We start from the raw sequence: 16,850 nt of genomic DNA, 5'->3' as shown, positions 1-16,850 counted from the left end.
GAAGCGCGATGATTCCATCTCGTCCCCGAACGCCGCGTGTGTAGTTTTACACACCCGGCAGTGATTCTCAAGACGAGAACGTTACGCTCCGTCGCACTCGGCGAACATTCAGCGAAACGGCCAACGCCAACGAAAAAGCGCGGCTCCGTCACCGGCAACCGCGCTTCGAAATCGAATCACAGCCCTACTGAACTCAAGCCTCCACGTCCTCCAGGCTCAGCATCTCCGTCTGGTCGTTATACGAGAAAATCTCGCCATACCGTCCCCAGTCGATGACCGCATCGAGCGTCTCCTGCGCGGCCTTGTCGGAGAGGAAATCCTCCAGTTCCTGCTCGAAACGCACCCGCGGCGCGCGATGCCCCGGCCGCTCGTTCAGCACTTTCTTGATCCGCGCGGCGAGCGGCACATGCCGCAGCAGATGCTCCGCGAACATCATCTTGCGCTCCTGCGTGCCGAGCTCCGCGAACACGCGCGCCTGCGGCGTCAGGAAAATATCGCCCTCGCGCACATCGGCGAAACCGAGATGTTGCAGCACTTCGGCGACCGGAAAGAGCTCGTCCACTTCGAGATGCAGCGTACGCGCGATTTCCGGCATGTCGGCGCGGCCGTGATACGGCTCGGCCGCGAGCGTTTCGATGAGACCCGCCATCAGGTTCGTCGACACCGAGGGCAGCCAGCTCCGCAGCTCCAGCCCCTTCTTCTTCGCTTCGTCCAACTGGCGCGCGGTCATCTTCGCGTAGATATCGTCGACGAGCCGCCGGAACGCCGGATCGAGACGGTTGCGCGGATGCTTGAACGGCACCTTGATCTCGGCCATCACGCGCCCAGGATTCGACGACAGCACGAGAATGCGGTCGCACATGAACACCGCTTCCTCGATGTTGTGCGTGACGATCAGCACCGACTTGATCGGCATGCGGCCCTGCGTCCAGAGATCGAGCAGGTCGGTGCGCAGGTTCTCGGCGGTCAGCACGTCGAGCGCGGAGAACGGCTCGTCCATGAGCAGCAAGGTCGGATCGACGACGAGCGCCCGCGCGAAGCCCACGCGCTGGCGCATGCCGCCCGACAGTTCGCGCGGATACGCGTTCTCGAAGCCGTCGAGACCGATCAGGTCGATCGCGGCGAGCGCACGCTCACGGCGCTCGCGCGAACCCACGCCCTGCGCCTCCAGGCCCGCTTCCACGTTCTGCAGCACGGTCAGCCACGGAAACAGCGCGAACGTCTGGAACACCATCGCGACGCCCTTCGCGGGGCCGCGCAACGGCTCGTTCAGGTACGTGACCTCGCCCGCCGTCGGCTCGATCAGCCCGGCGATGATGCGCAAAAGCGTAGATTTGCCGGAGCCGGAACGCCCGAGCAAACCAACGATCTCGCCTTCGCGCAGCGCGAGGTTCGCGTCGTCGAGCACGAGCAGTTCGCCCTGCGTTTTGTTGAAGCCGCGGCTCACGTTCTGCACGCGCAGGATTTCCGCGCCGAGGCGTGGCGGCGTGCCGGCCGGCGCCGCGCCCGCCGTGCGCTGGAAGGTCTGCGTATTTTTCAGGTTCTGCATCGGAACTCGTCCTCAATCCAGCCGGAGTTTTGCTTCGGCATAGGCGTATAGCGGGCGCCACAACAGTCGGTTGAACAGCGTGACGAACAGCGACATCACGGCGATGCCGAGAATGATTTTCGGGTAGTCGCCCGCGGCGGTGTTCTGGGCGATGTAGGCGCCGAGCCCGTGCGCGACGACTTCCGTCTTGCCCCACGAGACCGCCTCCGCGACGATGCTCGCGTTCCACGCGCCGCCCGACGCGGTGATCGCGCCAGTGATGTAGTACGGGAAGATGCCCGGCAGCATGCACCTCTTCCACCACTGCCAGCCGCGGATCTGGAAGTTGGTTGCGGCTTCGCGATAATCGTTCGGGTAGGAGGACGCACCCGCGATCACGTTGAAGAGGATATACCACTGCGTTCCGAGCACGATGAGCGGCGACAGCCAGATATCCGGGTTCAGGTTCCAGTGCACGATCGCCACGACGAACACCGGGAACAGCAGGTTCGCCGGGAACGCGGCGAGGAACTGCGCGAGCGGCTGGATCTTTTCCGAGAGCGCCGGACGCAGGCCGATCAGCACCCCGATCGGCACCCAGATCACCGATGCGATCGCGATCAGCACCACCACGCGCAAGAGCGTGATGAACCCCAGCAGGAACACGTGGCCGACTTCGCTTGCGGTGACACCCGTCGCGACGAACGACGCGACCTTCCACACGACGAACACCGTGACCAGCAGCACGACGGTGCCCCACGCGATGTCGCCCACACGCGTCGACGGCACTTTCGCGCGCAGCGGCAGCCCGACGTTCTCGAATGCGCCCTGCAATGACGGCAGCTTGATCGGCACGCGTGCGAGCTTCGCGAGAATCCAGCCCGCGGGCACGAGCAGACGGTGAATCAGGCGCGTGCGGCGGATCAGGTCGAGCAGCCACGATTCCGGAGCGTTGCCCGAACTCGTGAACTCCATCCTGAACTTGTCGGCCCACGCGACGAGCGGGCGGAACATCAGCTGGTCGTAAGCGAGGATGACGACGATCATGGTGAGGATCACCCAGCCGATCGCGCCGACATTGCGCTCGCCGATGGCCGCGGCCAGATACGCGCCGATGCCCGGCAGCACGATCGTGCGGTTGCCGACGGTGATCGCCTCGGACGCGACGACGAAGAACCAGCCACCCGACATCGACATCATCATGTTCCAGATGAGGCCGGGCATCGAGAACGGCACTTCGAGCTTCCAGAACCGCTGCCAGTTGGTGAGATGAAAGCCGCGCGAAACTTCGTCCAGGTCGCGCGGCACGGTGCGCAGCGACTGATAGAAGCTGAAGGTCATGTTCCACGCCTGGCTCGTGAAGATCGCGAAGATCGCCGCGAGCTCGGCGCCGATCACGCGGCCCGGGAACATCGCCAGGAAAAAGGTCACCGTGAAGGAGATGTAGCCCAGCACCGGCACCGACTGGAGAATGTCGAGAATCGGCACGAGCACGATCGACGCGCGCCGGCTCTTCGCCGCGAGCGTGCCGTAGATCAGGGTGAAGATGAGCGATGCGATCATCGCCAGCAGCATGCGCAAGGTCGTGCGCAACGCGTATTCGGGCAGATTCGTGGGATCGAGCGAGATGGCCTGCGACTGCAGCGTCGAGATCGGCGCCAGGGTTTCGTGAAATCCAACGGAGGCGAGCGCGATCATGCAGATGATCATCGGGAACGCCACGAAATCCCAGCGATTGGGAAGGAGCCGCCACACGGACGCGTTCGCCGTGCGATTCAGATTGAAACCAAATTCCATGAAGGCCCTCCCCGTAAGGCTTTGTTCCGGCCGCGCGAGCGCGGGATAGTGCTTGAGACGGCAAGCGAGCCGTCGGGCGGGCAAGAAGCCCTGGCCCGGCGCGACCCCATGCTCAACGCGCGCGGCCGTCGAAAGGACGACACGAAGCGCGCAAAGAGCGGCGCCAGGCAGTCGCCGCGTCGAGCATTGCCGGCGCTGAACCGAGCGACACTACACCAACCGATGTGACAGGCACAACCGTCATGCGGCCCGGCGCGCGATTCGTGCGATCTTTCTGTTGCTCTTCGGCACGGCACGGGCAAAATGAAGGGCATTCGCGCCGGATGCGCCGTCGCCCGCATGCTTTCGCTTCCTTTCAGACCGGCTGCGGCTCGCCGGGGCCGGGCAGCGAAGCAACGCGGCGGCGAGCGCGCTTGCGCGGCGCGCGTCCGTTATGTTGGACGCACGTCGCCCGCCGTAACAAGACGCTTGATAGGCGGCGAAAAACATCGTCCAATCTTGGCTTATCACGAACAATAAATTGAGCGCCGAAGCGATGCGACACGACGCCAGATCCGGGCCGCAAGACCACCCGAACCCGACCCGCCGCGCCGTTGCGGGCGTGGTCCGTGAAGCGGCAGACTCCGCGCGCTGTAATCCGCGCGCCCGCGTTGCCGGCTTCGCGCAGGCCGCCCCGCACGGATGGCGCGCGCGCTGTCCGCGCACGGCGTGATCATCCACGCCGCCCGAGATCGATGAACAAGCTCATCCTGCACCGTGTGATCGCGACGCTCGGCCTCTCGGCGCTGGCATTCGCGTGCTGGATTGCCGCCGGCTTGTTGTCGGACCGAATGGTACAACAGGAGATGACGTCCACAGTGCGCACGGAGCGCCAGATGGCGGCGTCCATCGTCGACAACATGGCGCAGATCATCGCGAGCGATCTGGCGATGTCGCGCGCCATTCCCGCCACGCTCGCGCAGATGGAACTCACGCAGCGGGCGCTGGCGGAGTCGCGGAATTATGCCTCGAACCCCGCCGCGACGGAACTCGAACGACGCAAGGACTGGACCGCGCGCCCCGGACTCGCGAAGGTCAACCACTTCCTGCACGACGCCCAGGGCTTCTCCGGCCTCGATTCGATCTGGCTCGTCAACGAGAAGGGATTCTGCATCGCGTCGAGCAACGCCAACGACGACGACAGCTTCATCGGCTATGACATGAGCGCCCGCGGCTACGTCACGCGCGCGCTGCTCGGTGGCTTCGTCGAAATGTACGGCGTCGGACGCCTCTCCGGCGAGCCGGGCATCTTCATCGCGGCGCCCGCCTACGAGGACGGCTTTCTCGTCGGCGCCGTGATCGCCAAGGTGAGCATCGACCGCCTGCGGCACTGGGTGTCGCGCGCCGGCACCTTCGTGACCGACGAGAACGGCGTCGTGGTGATGGCGCACGACGGCCGGCTCGAATACGAGGCGATGCCCAACGCGCCTGTCGCGCGCATGACCGAGCGCGAGCGGATCGAGCACTACCGGCGCGAGTCGTTTCCGGAGTTGCGCGTGTCGCACATCGGCGAGCAGATGCGCGCCTCCGAGCACTGGCTCGCGCCCGCGCTCGCCCAAACCTTCTATGCGGCGAACGGCAGCAACGTGCCCTCGCTCTACGACGAACGCACCGGCCTGAATTCGGGCCTCTCGGCGCATATCGTGCATCCGCTCACGAGTTGGCCGGAAATCAGCCGCAACCACAGCCGCGACCGCCTGCTCGTGTTCCTGACGATGGCGGGCGTCGTCACCCTCGCCCTCGTGATCGCGACGTCGTACTCGCGCGAACGACGGCTGCACCGCGCGACGCGCGATCTCGCCGAACAGTTGCAGTCGGCCAATACGCTGCTGTCCGCCGAGGCCCGCCACGACGCGCTGACGGGCGCCCTCTCGCGACGCTATTTCCTCGACACGCTGCGCCATGAAGTGGAGCTCGCGCGCTCGGCCGGCACGCCGTTGTCGGTGGCGATCGCCGATCTCGACCACTTCAAGCAGATCAACGACCGCTTCGGCCACGCGTCGGGCGACCGCGCGCTGGAGCATTTCGTCGAAGTGTGCCGTGCGCAACTCCGCCCGAGCGATGCGATCGGCCGGCTCGGCGGCGAAGAGTTCGGCATTCTGCTGCCGCAAACCTCGCTCGCCGATGCGCAAGCCGTGCTGGAACGCCTGCGAAAGCGCTTTCATCACGAGCACTGCGCGCATCTGCCGGACGATGCGGCGCTCTCGGTTTCCATCGGCATCACCGAGCTCGCGCCCGATGACGCACTCGAATGGATCCTGTCGCGCGCCGATCTCGCGCTTTATGAGGCGAAATCGCGCGGGCGCGACCGCAGCGAAGTGCGCCCCGCCGATCCGGGCTCGTCCGAGCGGCACCCGGAAAACACGCTCGCAGGCAAGTGAGGCCTTTGGCGGACGCGCCGGGTCATCGCACGGTCATCCGCATGTCGCGACGCGCACGCGTCCCGCAGGTATCATCGATGTTCGATAACGAATGCCGCTGGCCCCAACCGGGAGGATTGCATGAAGGGAAATCTGGTCATCGTATGCCGCGATCAGGACGCTGAAACGTTCGACCATCTGCTCGCCGAGTACGGCTCGTTTCAGACGCGGCTTTCGTCGACGGCGTGGTTCCTGAAGATCGACCTCGCGCCCGAAGTGATTCAGGAAGAGATTCTCTCGCGCCTCGGCAAATACACGACGCACTATATTTTCGAGGCGTCGACGGTGACATACAACACGGTCGACAGCGAAGCGGCGTCGGCGCTCGAAACTTTGTTCGACTGAAGCCGCTTCGTTCGACTGGCGCGCGGCGTTACAGCGCGCGCTCTTCGTGCTGCGGGCCGGCGCGGCGCTCGGCGAGCGGCTGCGTGGCGATGTCGAAGGGAAACGTCATCGCGACCCGCAGCCCGCCTTCGGGACGATTGCCGATCTCGCACTCGCCGCCCGCGCGCCGCGCGAGCCGCTCCACGATCGCCAGTCCCAATCCGCTATGGCCGCTGCCGCCACGCGCGGGATCGAGCCGCACGAACGGCCGGCTCGCCTTGATGAGATCGTCCGGCGCAATGCCCTTGCCGTGATCGGCGACGGATAACACCCAGCCCTTCGCTTCCCGCCGCGTTTCGATGACGACAGGCGGCGCGCCATACGCATGCGCGTTGTCGAGCAGATTCGACAGCAGCCGGTCCAGCGTGGCCGCGGGCAGCACGAAAGCCGGCCCGGCCTCCAGATTCAGGCGAACGGGCTGCACGCCCGGCGACACCGCCCGATACGCGCGCACGATGCGCTCGCACTGCTCGTCGACGGGAACCGGCTCGCTGCCGTCCGGGCGGTCGTGCGCGAACACGAGGAATTGATCGACGATATGCGCCATCGATTCGACGTCGCGCACGACGCCGTCGCGCATTTTCTCGTCGTCCATCATTTCGGCGCGCAGGCGCAGGCGCGCGAGCGGCGTCTTGAGATCGTGCGCGACGCCCGCGAGCATGACGGCGCGGTCGTTTTCGGCCTGCGAGACTTCGCGCACCATCTGGTTGAAGCCGTGCGTGAGCTGCCGCAATTCGCGCGGGCCGCGCTCGGGCACGGGCGGCGTCGGCTGGCCGCGCCCGAAGCGCCCGACCGCCTGCGCGAGCGAGCGCAGCGGATATTGCAGTTGCCACGCGCCGAAGAGCGCGGCGAGCACGGCGGTCGAAAAGATCAGCGCGAGCCACACGAGCATGCGGTCGCGCGAGCGCGGCGGCCGCAGCGGCTGCACCGGCACGACGATCCAGCCCGTGTCCTTCGCGCCATGCACCCATACGCTCGGCGGGCCGCCGGGCTCGTTCAGGCGCACGTCGGTGCCGTCGGGCAGACGGTCTTTCAAATCTTCGATGAAGCGTTGCAGCGGCCGCGGAATGTCGTCGTCCGGCTGCTTCGGCACGTCCGGGCTGTCGAGCGTGACCGTGCGCACGCGCGGGGGCAAAGGCTGATCCGGCGTGTTGGCGATGTGCTGACGCACCGCCTCGACGAGAAACACGGCCTCCTCGACGGCGAAGCGCGTCTGCACGTTGTCGCGCTCGAAGCGGATGATCGCGAACCACGCGACATGCGACAACACCAGCATGCCGATGACGATCAGGACCAGCCGGCCGAACAGCGTATCAAATGCCCGGCGCATTTTGCTCGCCGTCCGGCACGAACACGTAACCGCGCCCCCGCACCGTCTGAATGAAGCGCGGCGCGGACGGGTCCGTCTCGAGGATGCGGCGCAGGCGCCACACCTGCACGTCGATGCCGCGGTCGGTGCCGTCGTATTCCGGGCCGTGCAGCAGTTCGAGCAGGCGCTCGCGCGTGAGCGTGCGCATCGGGTTGTTCACGAAGATCTTGAGGAGCGCGAATTCGCTGCCCGACAGCGTGAGCGGCCTGTCGTCCTGTTGCAGCGTGCGCGACTGGAAATCCAGCCGGAAGCGGCCGAACGAATAAGGCTCTCGCTGCTCGGGCGCCGCCGACGGAATCGTGCGGCGGCGGCGCAGCACCGCCTGCACGCGCGCCAGCAGCTCGCGCGGGTTGAACGGCTTGCCGAGGTAATCGTCCGCGCCGAGTTCCAGCCCGACGATGCGGTCCACGTCGTCGGCGCGCGCGGTCAGCATGATGACGGGGATGTCGTCGCCGGACGCGCGCAATGATTTGAGCGCGGTGAGCCCGTCGACGCCCGGCATCATCAGATCGAGCACGATGAGATCCGGCCGCTCGCGTTCGATGCGGCGTTCGAGTCCACCGGCGTCATGCAGCACCGACACCTCGATGCCTTGCCGGACCAGATAGTCGCGCAGAAGGTCGCGCAGTTCGGCGTCGTCGTCGACGACAAGTATTTGCGTAGTCATGGGATGAAGTTTAGCGCGTGACTACGACCTCGATTGATGACAGCCGTGCCATAAGGGTTACGGCGCGTTACTACGAAAGGGAGGCGTAAACCGGCGTAATAAGCCTAAACGATGCCGTAACACACGCCCAGTTGCGAACCCCTACGCTGTGTCTCACCGACAAGCGCAAGACCTCGACGCACTTTCCGACACGTCTTTCAGGGTCTCGCGGCTTCGGCTTCGACAACAATCCAGGGAGTCACGAGATGGCCAAGCAATATCGCATCCTCACCGCCGCCGCCGCTGCAATCGCGCTGACGTTCGGCACGGCCTACGCCGCCACGAACGACGCGCCGCCCGCGCCCCCCCCCGGCGGCCCGGCCATGATGGGCGGTCACGGCGGCCCCGACGGGCACCGCATGGAAATGCGCATGAAGAAGCAACTGGACGAGCTGCACGGTCAGTTGAAGCTCAACGCGGATCAGGAAAAGCTGTGGCAGAGCGCGCTCGACACGATGAAGCAGAGCCACCAGCAGATGCGCGAGGCGCGCAAGCAGATGCACGAGCAGTTCAAGTCGATGGAAAACCAGGCGATCCTCGACCTCGACGCGATGCACGCCGCGCACCAGAAGCTGGATCAGCAGGCGTCGCAACTGCGCGAGCAGACCGCGACCGCGTGGCTCAACTTCTATCACTCGCTGAACGATCAGCAGAAGACGACCGTCAGCACGGCGCTCAAGAAGCACTTTGCGAAGATGCGCGAGCACGAAGAGAAACGGCATGAGCGCTGGGAGAAGCACGGCGCGCCGGGCGCGGCGGCGGGCGCATCGGCGACTGCAAAGCCTTAAGCTGGCTTAGCGCGTAAAAAAAGACCGCGGGGCTTCGCGCTCCACGGTCTTCGTCACATCAGGCCATTGATCAGGCGAGATCGAACAGCAGCACTTCCGCATCGTCGCCCTTCTCGACCGTGACCTTCGAGACGTCTTCGAGCTTCGCGGCATCGCCGGCGGCGAGCGTCTCGCCATTCACCGTCACTGCGCCGCGCGCCACGTGCACGTACACGCGGCGGCCCGCCGGGACGTCGAAGTCGGCGCGCTCGTCGCCATCGAAGAGGCCCGCGAAGATGCGCGTGTCCGCGCCGATCTTAACCGAGCCGTCCGCGCCTTCCGGCGATGCGATCACGCGCAGCCGGCCGCGCTTTTCATCGTCCGCGAAACGCTTTTCCTCGTAGCCCGGCGCACCGCCCGGCGCATCCGGAATGATCCAGATCTGCAGGAAATGCGCGGTTTCGGTCGGCGAGCCGTTGAACTCGCTGTGACGCACGCCGGTGCCCGCGCTCATGCGCTGGACGTCGCCGGGACGGATCGTCGAGCCGTTGCCCATGCTGTCGCGGTGCGCCAGCGCGCCATCGAGCACGTAGCTCACAATTTCCATATCGCGATGGCCATGCGCGCCGAAGCCCTGGCCGCCCGCGACGCGGTCCTCGTTGATCACGCGCAGCGCTCCGAAGTGCATGTGAGCGGGATCGTAGTAATCGGCGAAGGAGAAGCTGTGATACGAGTCCAGCCAGCCGTGGTTGGCGTGACCCCGTTCGTTGCTGCGGCGAATCTCGATCATGATGTTTGCTCCCGCCCATGGCGTTGTTTTGCGATGGAGAGAATGTAAGGGCGCGGCCCCTCCGAAACAACGCGCGCGGCGGCACTACATCGTTCCGCTGATGCGTGTAATCGGACGCGTCCGGCTTCGCGCTCGCGCGTGGGCCGGGTTCGGGTAAAATACCGCGCTTTTCGGGGCGCGACGGGGCAGCGATCGTCCACGAGCCTGACCTGACGCGCGGTTCACCGCTTTCGGCACCCGGAAGCCAGAGAAAAAGCGAGTCCGCCGCGGCGCATCGATCGCTTACAGCAGGGTTAGCAGCAACGGCAGTCCGCAATTTTGACCATCTAGAATAGCGACCGCCCGCCGCGAAGCGAGAGACGGACGGAAGACGGCTTCACGCGGGCAAAAGCCGCGCCGCGCCAGACGCATCCGCGCTCCATGCACGTTAGGCACCTTATCAAGGAAACACCATGTTGCAAGGCTACGGTCCGCTGATCCTCGCGGGCACCTGGCAGACCGTCAAGCTGGCGGTGCTCTCGCTCGCGTTCGCCTTCGTGATCGGCCTGATCGGCGCGGCGGCGAAGCTGTCGAGGAACCGGTTCGCGTCGGGCGTCGGGACCGTCTACACGACGCTCATCCGCGGCGTGCCCGACCTCGTGCTGATGCTGCTGCTCTTTTACAGCATCCAGATCTGGCTGAATCTTCTGACGGACGCGGCGGGCTGGGATCAGATCGACATCGATCCGTTCCTCGCCGGCATTCTCGTGCTCGGCTTCATCTATGGCGCGTATTTCACCGAGACGTTCCGCGGCGCGTTCTTGTCCGTGCCGCGCGGCCAGCTCGAAGCGGGCGTGGCGTACGGCATGACGCCCTGGCAGACCTTCTCGCGCATCATGTTTCCGCAGATGATGCGTTTCGCGCTGCCGGGCATCGGCAACAACTGGCAGGTGATGGTCAAGGCGACGGCGCTCGTGTCGATCATCGGTCTCGCCGACGTCGTCAAGGCCTCGCAGGACGCGGGCAAGGGCACGCTGCGTTTCTTCTTCTTCACGCTGATCGCGGGCGCGATCTATCTCGCGATCACCACGATCTCGAATCTCGTGCTGATCTGGCTGGAGCGGCGCTATTCCATCGGCGTGCGCAAGGCCGACCTCTAATTTGCCCATGAAAGAGCGGCACGGATCATGATCGAAATCATCCAGGAATACTGGAAGAACTACCTCTTCACCGACGGCTATCGCATCACCGGTCTCGCGATCACGATGTGGCTGCTGGTCATTTCCATCGGCCTCGGCTTCTGTCTTTCGGTGCCGCTCGCGGTCGCGCGAGTGTCGAAGAACAAGCTGCTGTCGCGCGCCGTGTGGCTCTACACGTATGTGTTTCGCGGCACACCGCTCTACGTGCAGCTGCTGCTTTGCTATACAGGTCTGTACAGTTTGCAGGTCGTGCGCGATCACATGTTGCTCGCTGAATTTTTCCGCAGCGGCATGAACTGCACACTTCTCGCGTTCACGCTGAACACTTGCGCGTACACCACCGAAATCTTCGCGGGCGCGATCAAGGCGACGCCCTACGGTGAGATCGAAGCGGCGCGCGCCTATGGCATGTCTTCGTTCACGCTTTATCGGCGGGTGATTCTTCCGTCGGCCTTGCGACGAGCGCTGCCGTATTACAGTAACGAAGTGATTCTGATGCTGCACGCGACCACCGTCGCGTTCACGGCGACCGTGCCGGACATCCTCAAGATCGCGCGCGATGTCAACTCGGCGACGTATCAGTCGTTCGAGGCGTTCGGCATCGCCGCCCTGCTCTATCTCGTCATCTCGTTCGCGCTCGTGTGGTTGTTCCGCCGCGCCGAGCATCGCTGGCTCGCTTATTTGCGGCCGCAAGGCAAATAAGACCATCGCCGCCCAAGGACCGTACATGATTTCCCAGCAGCACAAGCTTTTCGTCGACGACATCCACAAGCAGTACGGCAGCAACGAAGTTCTGAAGGGCGTTTCGCTCAAGGCGAAAGCCGGCGACGTGATCAGCATCATCGGCTCGTCGGGCTCGGGCAAGAGCACGATGCTGCGCTGTATCAACTTTCTGGAGCAGCCGAATCAGGGGCGCATTTTCGTCGACGGCGACGAAGTCCGCACGATGAAAGACAAGTCCGGCGCGCTCAAGGTCGCTGACGCGAAGCAATTGCGACAAGTGCGCTCGAAGCTCTCGATGGTCTTTCAGCACTTCAATCTGTGGTCGCATATGAACGTGCTCGAGAACGTGACCGAGGCGCCCGTGAACGTGCTCGGACTCTCGAAGAAGGAGGCCGAGGACCGCGCGCGCACGTATCTGGAGAAGGTCGGGCTCGCGCCGCGCGTCGAGAAGCAGTATCCGTCGCATCTGTCGGGCGGACAGCAGCAGCGCGTGGCGATCGCCCGCGCGCTTGCGATGCATCCCGACGTCATGCTCTTCGACGAACCGACGTCCGCGCTCGACCCCGAGCTCGTCGGCGAAGTGCTCAAAGTGATGCAGACGCTTGCCGAAGAAGGCCGCACGATGATCGTCGTCACGCACGAGATGGCTTTCGCGCGCAACGTGTCGAATCACGTGGTGTTTCTACATCAGGGGCGCATCGAGGAAGAAGGTCATCCGGATGCCGTATTCGGCAACACGCGAAGCGAGCGGCTCAGGCAATTCCTGTCCGGCAGTCTCAAGTAAGCCGAAGCAACTCCCCTTCCAGAACAGGCGCCCGCGAGGCGCCTTTTTTTGCGCCCTGCGCGCGGCGGTGCGAGCCGGTCTTGGGGTCCTTCGCCGAACTAGCGCTACGACACTGCCGCGTCAATAGGCGACAAACCTGACCCCGAAACTTACAGCACGCTGAAGCCTTGACGGGATAAGGCTTTGCGGGCGATTTCCCATGCTTTGGGTAGCGTGTCTACGACATGGGCATTGCATTTTTGACACAACCGCCGACGGTTCCTCGATTTTCTTTGGCGGCTGTAACGTATTTTGTTAAATTGGTAACGAAAGTACCAAAACGAAGTACGCAAAAAGTAGTTTTACTTCAAAAGTCCAAAAGAAACGGAGGAACGGCGCCGATCGACGGATCGGAGCCGGGTTCGCGCCCACGACGCGCGGATCGTCACAAGCACCACAGCCCGCGTGTCCTTCCTCTGAAAACGATTTTTCGGTTGGGTGCGCCCGCATCGAACCACACAGCAGCACTTGGGTTCTATTTCTTGACAGGGTTGGAGGAGATGATGAAGAAAGCTTTGCTCGCGTCGGCAGCACTGCTGACGTTCAGCGCGGTGGCGCACGCTCAAAGCAGCGTGACGCTGTATGGCCGCCTGGACGCTGGGCTCGAATACATGAACGGTGTGCCGACCGGTCCCGCCGGCGCGCCCGCCACCGGCTCCTCGCACCGCTTCAGGGCGGAAAGCGGCGACTGGGGCACGAGCTTGTGGGGTATGAAGGGCGTCGAAGATTTGGGCGGCGGCTACCGCGCCGTGTTCCAGTTGGAAGGCAGCTTCAACACCATGACGGGCGCGGGCCCGGGCGGTGGCGGTCTCTTCAATCGCTGGGCGACGGTCGGTATCGCGAACAACCAGTTCGGTACCCTGTTGCTGGGTCGCGAGCTCTTCATCGCGAACGGTGTGTGGGACTTCGATCCGTTCGGCCAGTCGAACTGGTCGTCGGCGTCGCTGGTGCGTGGCCGCAACTGGCCGCAGTCGAGCAACAACATTTCGTACCAGTCGCCGAAGTTCGCGGGCCTCGACTTCTACGGTCAGTACTCGCTCTCGAACGCGACGAACTGGAACGGTAACGGCACGACCCCGCAAGGCCGCGAAGCGGGCGCGTACATCACGTACACCACGCCGCTCTTCCAGGTGCGCGGCATGTACGACGAAATCCGCAATCCGGCGAACGGCACGCTCGGCGGCGCCTACAACCCGATCGACGGCGGCTCCGGTGGCAACGGCGTCTACGCGTATTCGCGCGAATACACGGCGATGTTCAACGTCTTCCTCGGCCAGTTCAAGATCCAGGGCGCGTATCAGGCCATCCGTAGCTCGGGCATGACCGGCCAGTTGCCCGGCCAGCCGACCACGCTCGATCACGAATGGGGCGGCGTGACGTGGCAAGCGACGCCGGCGGCAGCGCTGATCGCCGCGGTCTACCACTCGAACGGCAACAACGGCGCGGGTAATGCGACCATCTACACGGTCGGCGGCTCGTACAACCTGTCCAAGCGCACGCTGCTCGACTTGCAGGTCGCGACGGTGCAGAACAGCAAGACCGCGAACTACGGTCTGAACGCCAACAACTACGGCTCGGCGGCTTCGACCGACAACCCGTTCCCCGGCCACAGCCAGACGGGCGTGTACGCAGGCATCCAGCACTCGTTCTAATCGACGAGTCTGAGCAGAACATAGCTTCATCAGGTTTTCACGCTGCTGCGAGAGGCGCGTATCGGTGCGGTGCCCGAAAGGGTATCGCACCGTTTTTTATTGGCGCGCGTGGCTCTTATCGCAGTCCGAACAGGCTTGTCAAGCCGAAGACCAAAAACTACAAATCGAAGACGCAGACAAAGTAAGTTCTCCTCCAAAATCCGAAATTCGAATTGACCACGCATGTTGCATGCATGCGGCTGCGTGCTCGCTTCGAAGCAAAACACGGCAATTTTGAACTACACCTTTCTAGGGGTTGGCAGGAGATGATGAAGAAGGCTTTGCTCGCGACAGCGGCGCTACTCACTTTCAGCGCGGTCGCGCACGCACAAAGCAGCGTGACGTTGTACGGTCGCATCGATGCGGGACTCGAATACATGAATGGCGTGCCGTCAGGAAATGGCGGCAGCACGAATCGCTTCCGCGCAGAAAGCGGCGACTGGGGCACGAGCTTGTGGGGTATCAAGGGCGCCGAGGATCTTGGCGGTGGAAACCGTGTCCTGTTCCAGCTGGAAAACGGCTTCAATGCCATGAACGGCCAGGCGCAAGGCAACCTGTTCAATCGCTGGGCGACCGTCGGTATCGCGAATCAGCAATTCGGTACCGTCCTGCTGGGACGCGAGCTGTTCATCTCGAACGGCGTGTGGGACTTCGATCCGTTCGGTCAGTCGAACTGGTCGTCGGCATCGCTGGTGCGCGGCCGCAACTGGCCGCAGTCGAGCAACAACATTTCGTACCAGTCGCCGAAGTTCGCCGGTTTCGATTTCTACGGCCAGTATTCGTTCTCCAACGCGACGGGCTGGAACGGTAACGGCACGACCGATCAAGGCCGTCAGGCAGGCGCGCAGGTCACCTACACGTCGCCGTACTTCCAGGTTCGCGGCATCTACGATGAAATCCGCAATCCGAACAATGGCGCGCTCGGCGGCATCTACGATCCGGCAAACGGCGGCAACGCGCTGAACAAGGCCAACGGCAACGGCGCCTACGCCTACTCGCGCGAATATACCGCGATGGCCAACGTGTTCCTCGGCCAGTTCAAGCTGCAGGCCGGCTATCAGGCGATTCGCACGTCCGGCATGGTAGCCCAGTTGCCCGGCCAGCCGACCGCGCTCGATCACGAATGGGGCGGCGTGACATGGCAAGCGACGCCAGCCGCGGCGCTGATCGGCGCCGTCTACCACGTGAACGGCAACAACGGCGCGGGTAACGCCACGATCTACTCGATCGGCGGCTCGTACAACCTGTCCAAGCGCACCCTGTTCGATCTGCAGGTCGCAACCGTGCAGAACAGCAAGAGCGCGAACTATGGCCTGAACGCCAACAACTACGGTTACTCCGCGGCGACCGACAACCCGATTCCGGGCCATAGCCAGACGGGCGTGTACGCGGGTATCCAGCACTCTTTCTGACCGGCGAGACCAGACGCGTTATAGCTAGATAGAAAGTTTTCACGCCGCTGCGAGAGGTGCGTGCCGGTGCGATGTCCCCGTGATATCGCACCTTTTTTTTGACAAATCGGCATTACTTACAGACTGCTTGCGATAAAGCAGCCATTTCGGATACGTCCAATTATCGCTGCCCCGCCCTACCGATAGCCTCGCGGATTCGTTTCCACATGCGAGCGCTTCCCGTGCCTCAGCCAATCAGATTCGCCTCCCGCGCTGCTGCGCGCGAGATTCAGACCATCGATCGCACGGACGCGCGTCCGACGGCGCGCGGCTGATCGGCATGCAGACGCATCGCACCGCCGTGCTTCTGATCCACGGACTCGGCGGCACGGAATTCGATCTGGGCTCGATCCACAAGATGCTCCGGCGCGCCGGCGTGGATACGCACGCGTTGACGCTGCCCGGTCACGGCGGCACGCCCGACGATCTGATCGGCCTGCGGGCCGAACAGTGGCTCGACGCCGTTCGCGCGAAGTATCAGGAAGTGACGCAGCGTTACGACGTCGTGCATGTCATCGGCATGTGCATGGGCGCGCTGCTTGCGATCCTGTTATGTGCGCAGGAGCGGCACGAGCGCGGCAAGCTGATCACGCTTGCGTCGCCGATCTATCTCGACGGCTGGGCGACGCAGCGGTACGCCTTCGCGCGTCATCTGCTGTATCGCCTGCCGATTTTTCGCACGCGCATGCGGGTGCGCGAGCACGAGCCGTACGGCGTCAAGAACACGCTGACGCGAACGATCATCAAGGCGAAGTTCGAACGCGGCGACACGTTTCACTATCGCTGGGTGCCCCTCGCCTGCCTGCGCGAAGTCGACCGCTTGCGACGCATGGCGAAGCGCGGCGCCGCAAAGGTTCGCTGCGAGACGCTCGTTCTGCACGCGCGCGACGATGATCTGACGAGCCTCAAATCGGCTTATTTCCTGCGCGACACCATCGAGCGATCGGCACTCGTCGTGCTCGAAAACAGCTATCACATGATTTGCATCGACAACGACCGGCGTCTGGTCGTCAGCAGCGTGCTGGACTTTCTCGGCCTCGCCGCGAACGACGCGGCGGCGCCTGCACCGACGTCGACGAAGACTGTCGCGCGCCTCGCTTCCGAGCGCGCTGTGGCCGCGCGCTGAACGAACGAAGGCCGCCAATTTTTCATCGGCGGCCTTCGTTCGTCACGAAATGCGAATC

14 protein-coding genes are annotated in these 16,850 nt (G+C 64.0%); 9 read left to right on the top strand and 5 right to left on the bottom strand.

Translation table 11 applies throughout. The features are described 5' to 3' along the window. Positions 1–193: 193 nt before the first annotated feature. Complete coding sequence (locus AWB75_RS12420) at positions 194–1,549, bottom strand: ABC transporter ATP-binding protein (protein ID WP_061124386.1); 1,356 nt, start codon at positions 1,547–1,549, stop codon at positions 194–196. 12 nt (positions 1,550–1,561) lie between these two features. Further along, positions 1,562–3,325, bottom strand: a complete 1,764-nt coding sequence (locus AWB75_RS12415; protein ID WP_061124385.1) for an ABC transporter permease — start codon at positions 3,323–3,325, stop codon at positions 1,562–1,564. A 734-nt stretch (positions 3,326–4,059) separates the two neighbouring features. Here AWB75_RS12415 and AWB75_RS12410 point away from each other — a divergent pair. Next, positions 4,060–5,745 carry a sensor domain-containing diguanylate cyclase gene (locus AWB75_RS12410; RefSeq protein ID WP_061124384.1) on the top strand — a complete coding sequence of 562 codons (1,686 nt, stop codon included), beginning with the start codon at positions 4,060–4,062 and terminating at the stop codon, positions 5,743–5,745. Positions 5,746–5,865: 120 nt separating this feature from the next. Then, positions 5,866–6,129 (top strand): double-stranded DNA-specific endonuclease, encoded by a 264-nt coding sequence (locus AWB75_RS12405; protein ID WP_014190806.1) that lies wholly within the window; start codon positions 5,866–5,868, stop codon positions 6,127–6,129. Between the two features lie 28 nt (positions 6,130–6,157). Here the strand turns inward: AWB75_RS12405 and AWB75_RS12400 are convergent, their stop codons facing one another. Then, the gene (locus AWB75_RS12400) at positions 6,158–7,498 is read right to left on the bottom strand and encodes an ATP-binding protein (RefSeq protein ID WP_061124383.1); all 1,341 of its coding nucleotides are present in this window, start codon (positions 7,496–7,498) and stop codon (positions 6,158–6,160) included. Further along, positions 7,482–8,204, bottom strand: a complete 723-nt coding sequence (locus AWB75_RS12395) for a response regulator (RefSeq protein ID WP_061124382.1) — start codon at positions 8,202–8,204, stop codon at positions 7,482–7,484. Before AWB75_RS12395 ends, AWB75_RS12400 begins: the two co-directional genes overlap by 17 nt. Before the next feature lie 245 nt (positions 8,205–8,449). Here AWB75_RS12395 and AWB75_RS12390 point away from each other — a divergent pair, with 245 nt between their 5' ends. Beyond that, on the top strand, positions 8,450–9,031 hold the full coding sequence (locus AWB75_RS12390) for a Spy/CpxP family protein refolding chaperone (protein WP_061124381.1): 582 nt from the start codon (positions 8,450–8,452) through the stop codon (positions 9,029–9,031). Positions 9,032–9,101: 70 nt separating this feature from the next. Here the strand turns inward: AWB75_RS12390 and AWB75_RS12385 are convergent, their stop codons facing one another. Next, positions 9,102–9,800, bottom strand: a complete 699-nt coding sequence (locus tag AWB75_RS12385; RefSeq protein ID WP_061124380.1) for a pirin family protein — start codon at positions 9,798–9,800, stop codon at positions 9,102–9,104. Positions 9,801–10,252: 452 nt separating this feature from the next. Here AWB75_RS12385 and AWB75_RS12380 point away from each other — a divergent pair, with 452 nt between their 5' ends. The 6 genes from AWB75_RS12380 to AWB75_RS12355 all read left to right on the top strand — a co-directional run bounded on the left by AWB75_RS12380 (position 10,253) and on the right by AWB75_RS12355 (position 16,792). Continuing rightward, on the top strand, positions 10,253–10,939 hold the full coding sequence (locus AWB75_RS12380) for an ABC transporter permease (protein WP_061124379.1): 687 nt from the start codon (positions 10,253–10,255) through the stop codon (positions 10,937–10,939). Between the two features lie 27 nt (positions 10,940–10,966). Beyond that, positions 10,967–11,680 carry an ABC transporter permease gene (locus AWB75_RS12375; protein WP_061124378.1) on the top strand — a complete coding sequence of 238 codons (714 nt, stop codon included), beginning with the start codon at positions 10,967–10,969 and terminating at the stop codon, positions 11,678–11,680. A gap of 25 nt (positions 11,681–11,705) precedes the next feature. Beyond that, positions 11,706–12,485, top strand: coding sequence for an ABC transporter ATP-binding protein (locus tag AWB75_RS12370; RefSeq protein ID WP_061124377.1), 780 nt, complete (start codon positions 11,706–11,708; stop codon positions 12,483–12,485). A 542-nt stretch (positions 12,486–13,027) separates the two neighbouring features. Continuing rightward, the gene (locus tag AWB75_RS12365; RefSeq protein ID WP_061124516.1) at positions 13,028–14,176 is read left to right on the top strand and encodes a porin; all 1,149 of its coding nucleotides are present in this window, start codon (positions 13,028–13,030) and stop codon (positions 14,174–14,176) included. A 308-nt stretch (positions 14,177–14,484) separates the two neighbouring features. Then, complete coding sequence (locus AWB75_RS12360; RefSeq protein WP_061124515.1) at positions 14,485–15,627, top strand: porin; 1,143 nt, start codon at positions 14,485–14,487, stop codon at positions 15,625–15,627. A gap of 319 nt (positions 15,628–15,946) precedes the next feature. Beyond that, positions 15,947–16,792: an alpha/beta hydrolase gene (locus tag AWB75_RS12355; protein WP_061124376.1), complete on the top strand. Its 846-nt coding sequence runs from the start codon at positions 15,947–15,949 to the stop codon at positions 16,790–16,792. Positions 16,793–16,850 lie beyond the last annotated feature (58 nt).

The organism is Caballeronia catudaia, from assembly GCF_001544755.2.
Classification (GTDB): Bacteria; Pseudomonadota; Gammaproteobacteria; order Burkholderiales; family Burkholderiaceae; genus Caballeronia; species Caballeronia catudaia.
This window is presented reverse-complemented; position numbering and strand designations above follow the sequence as displayed.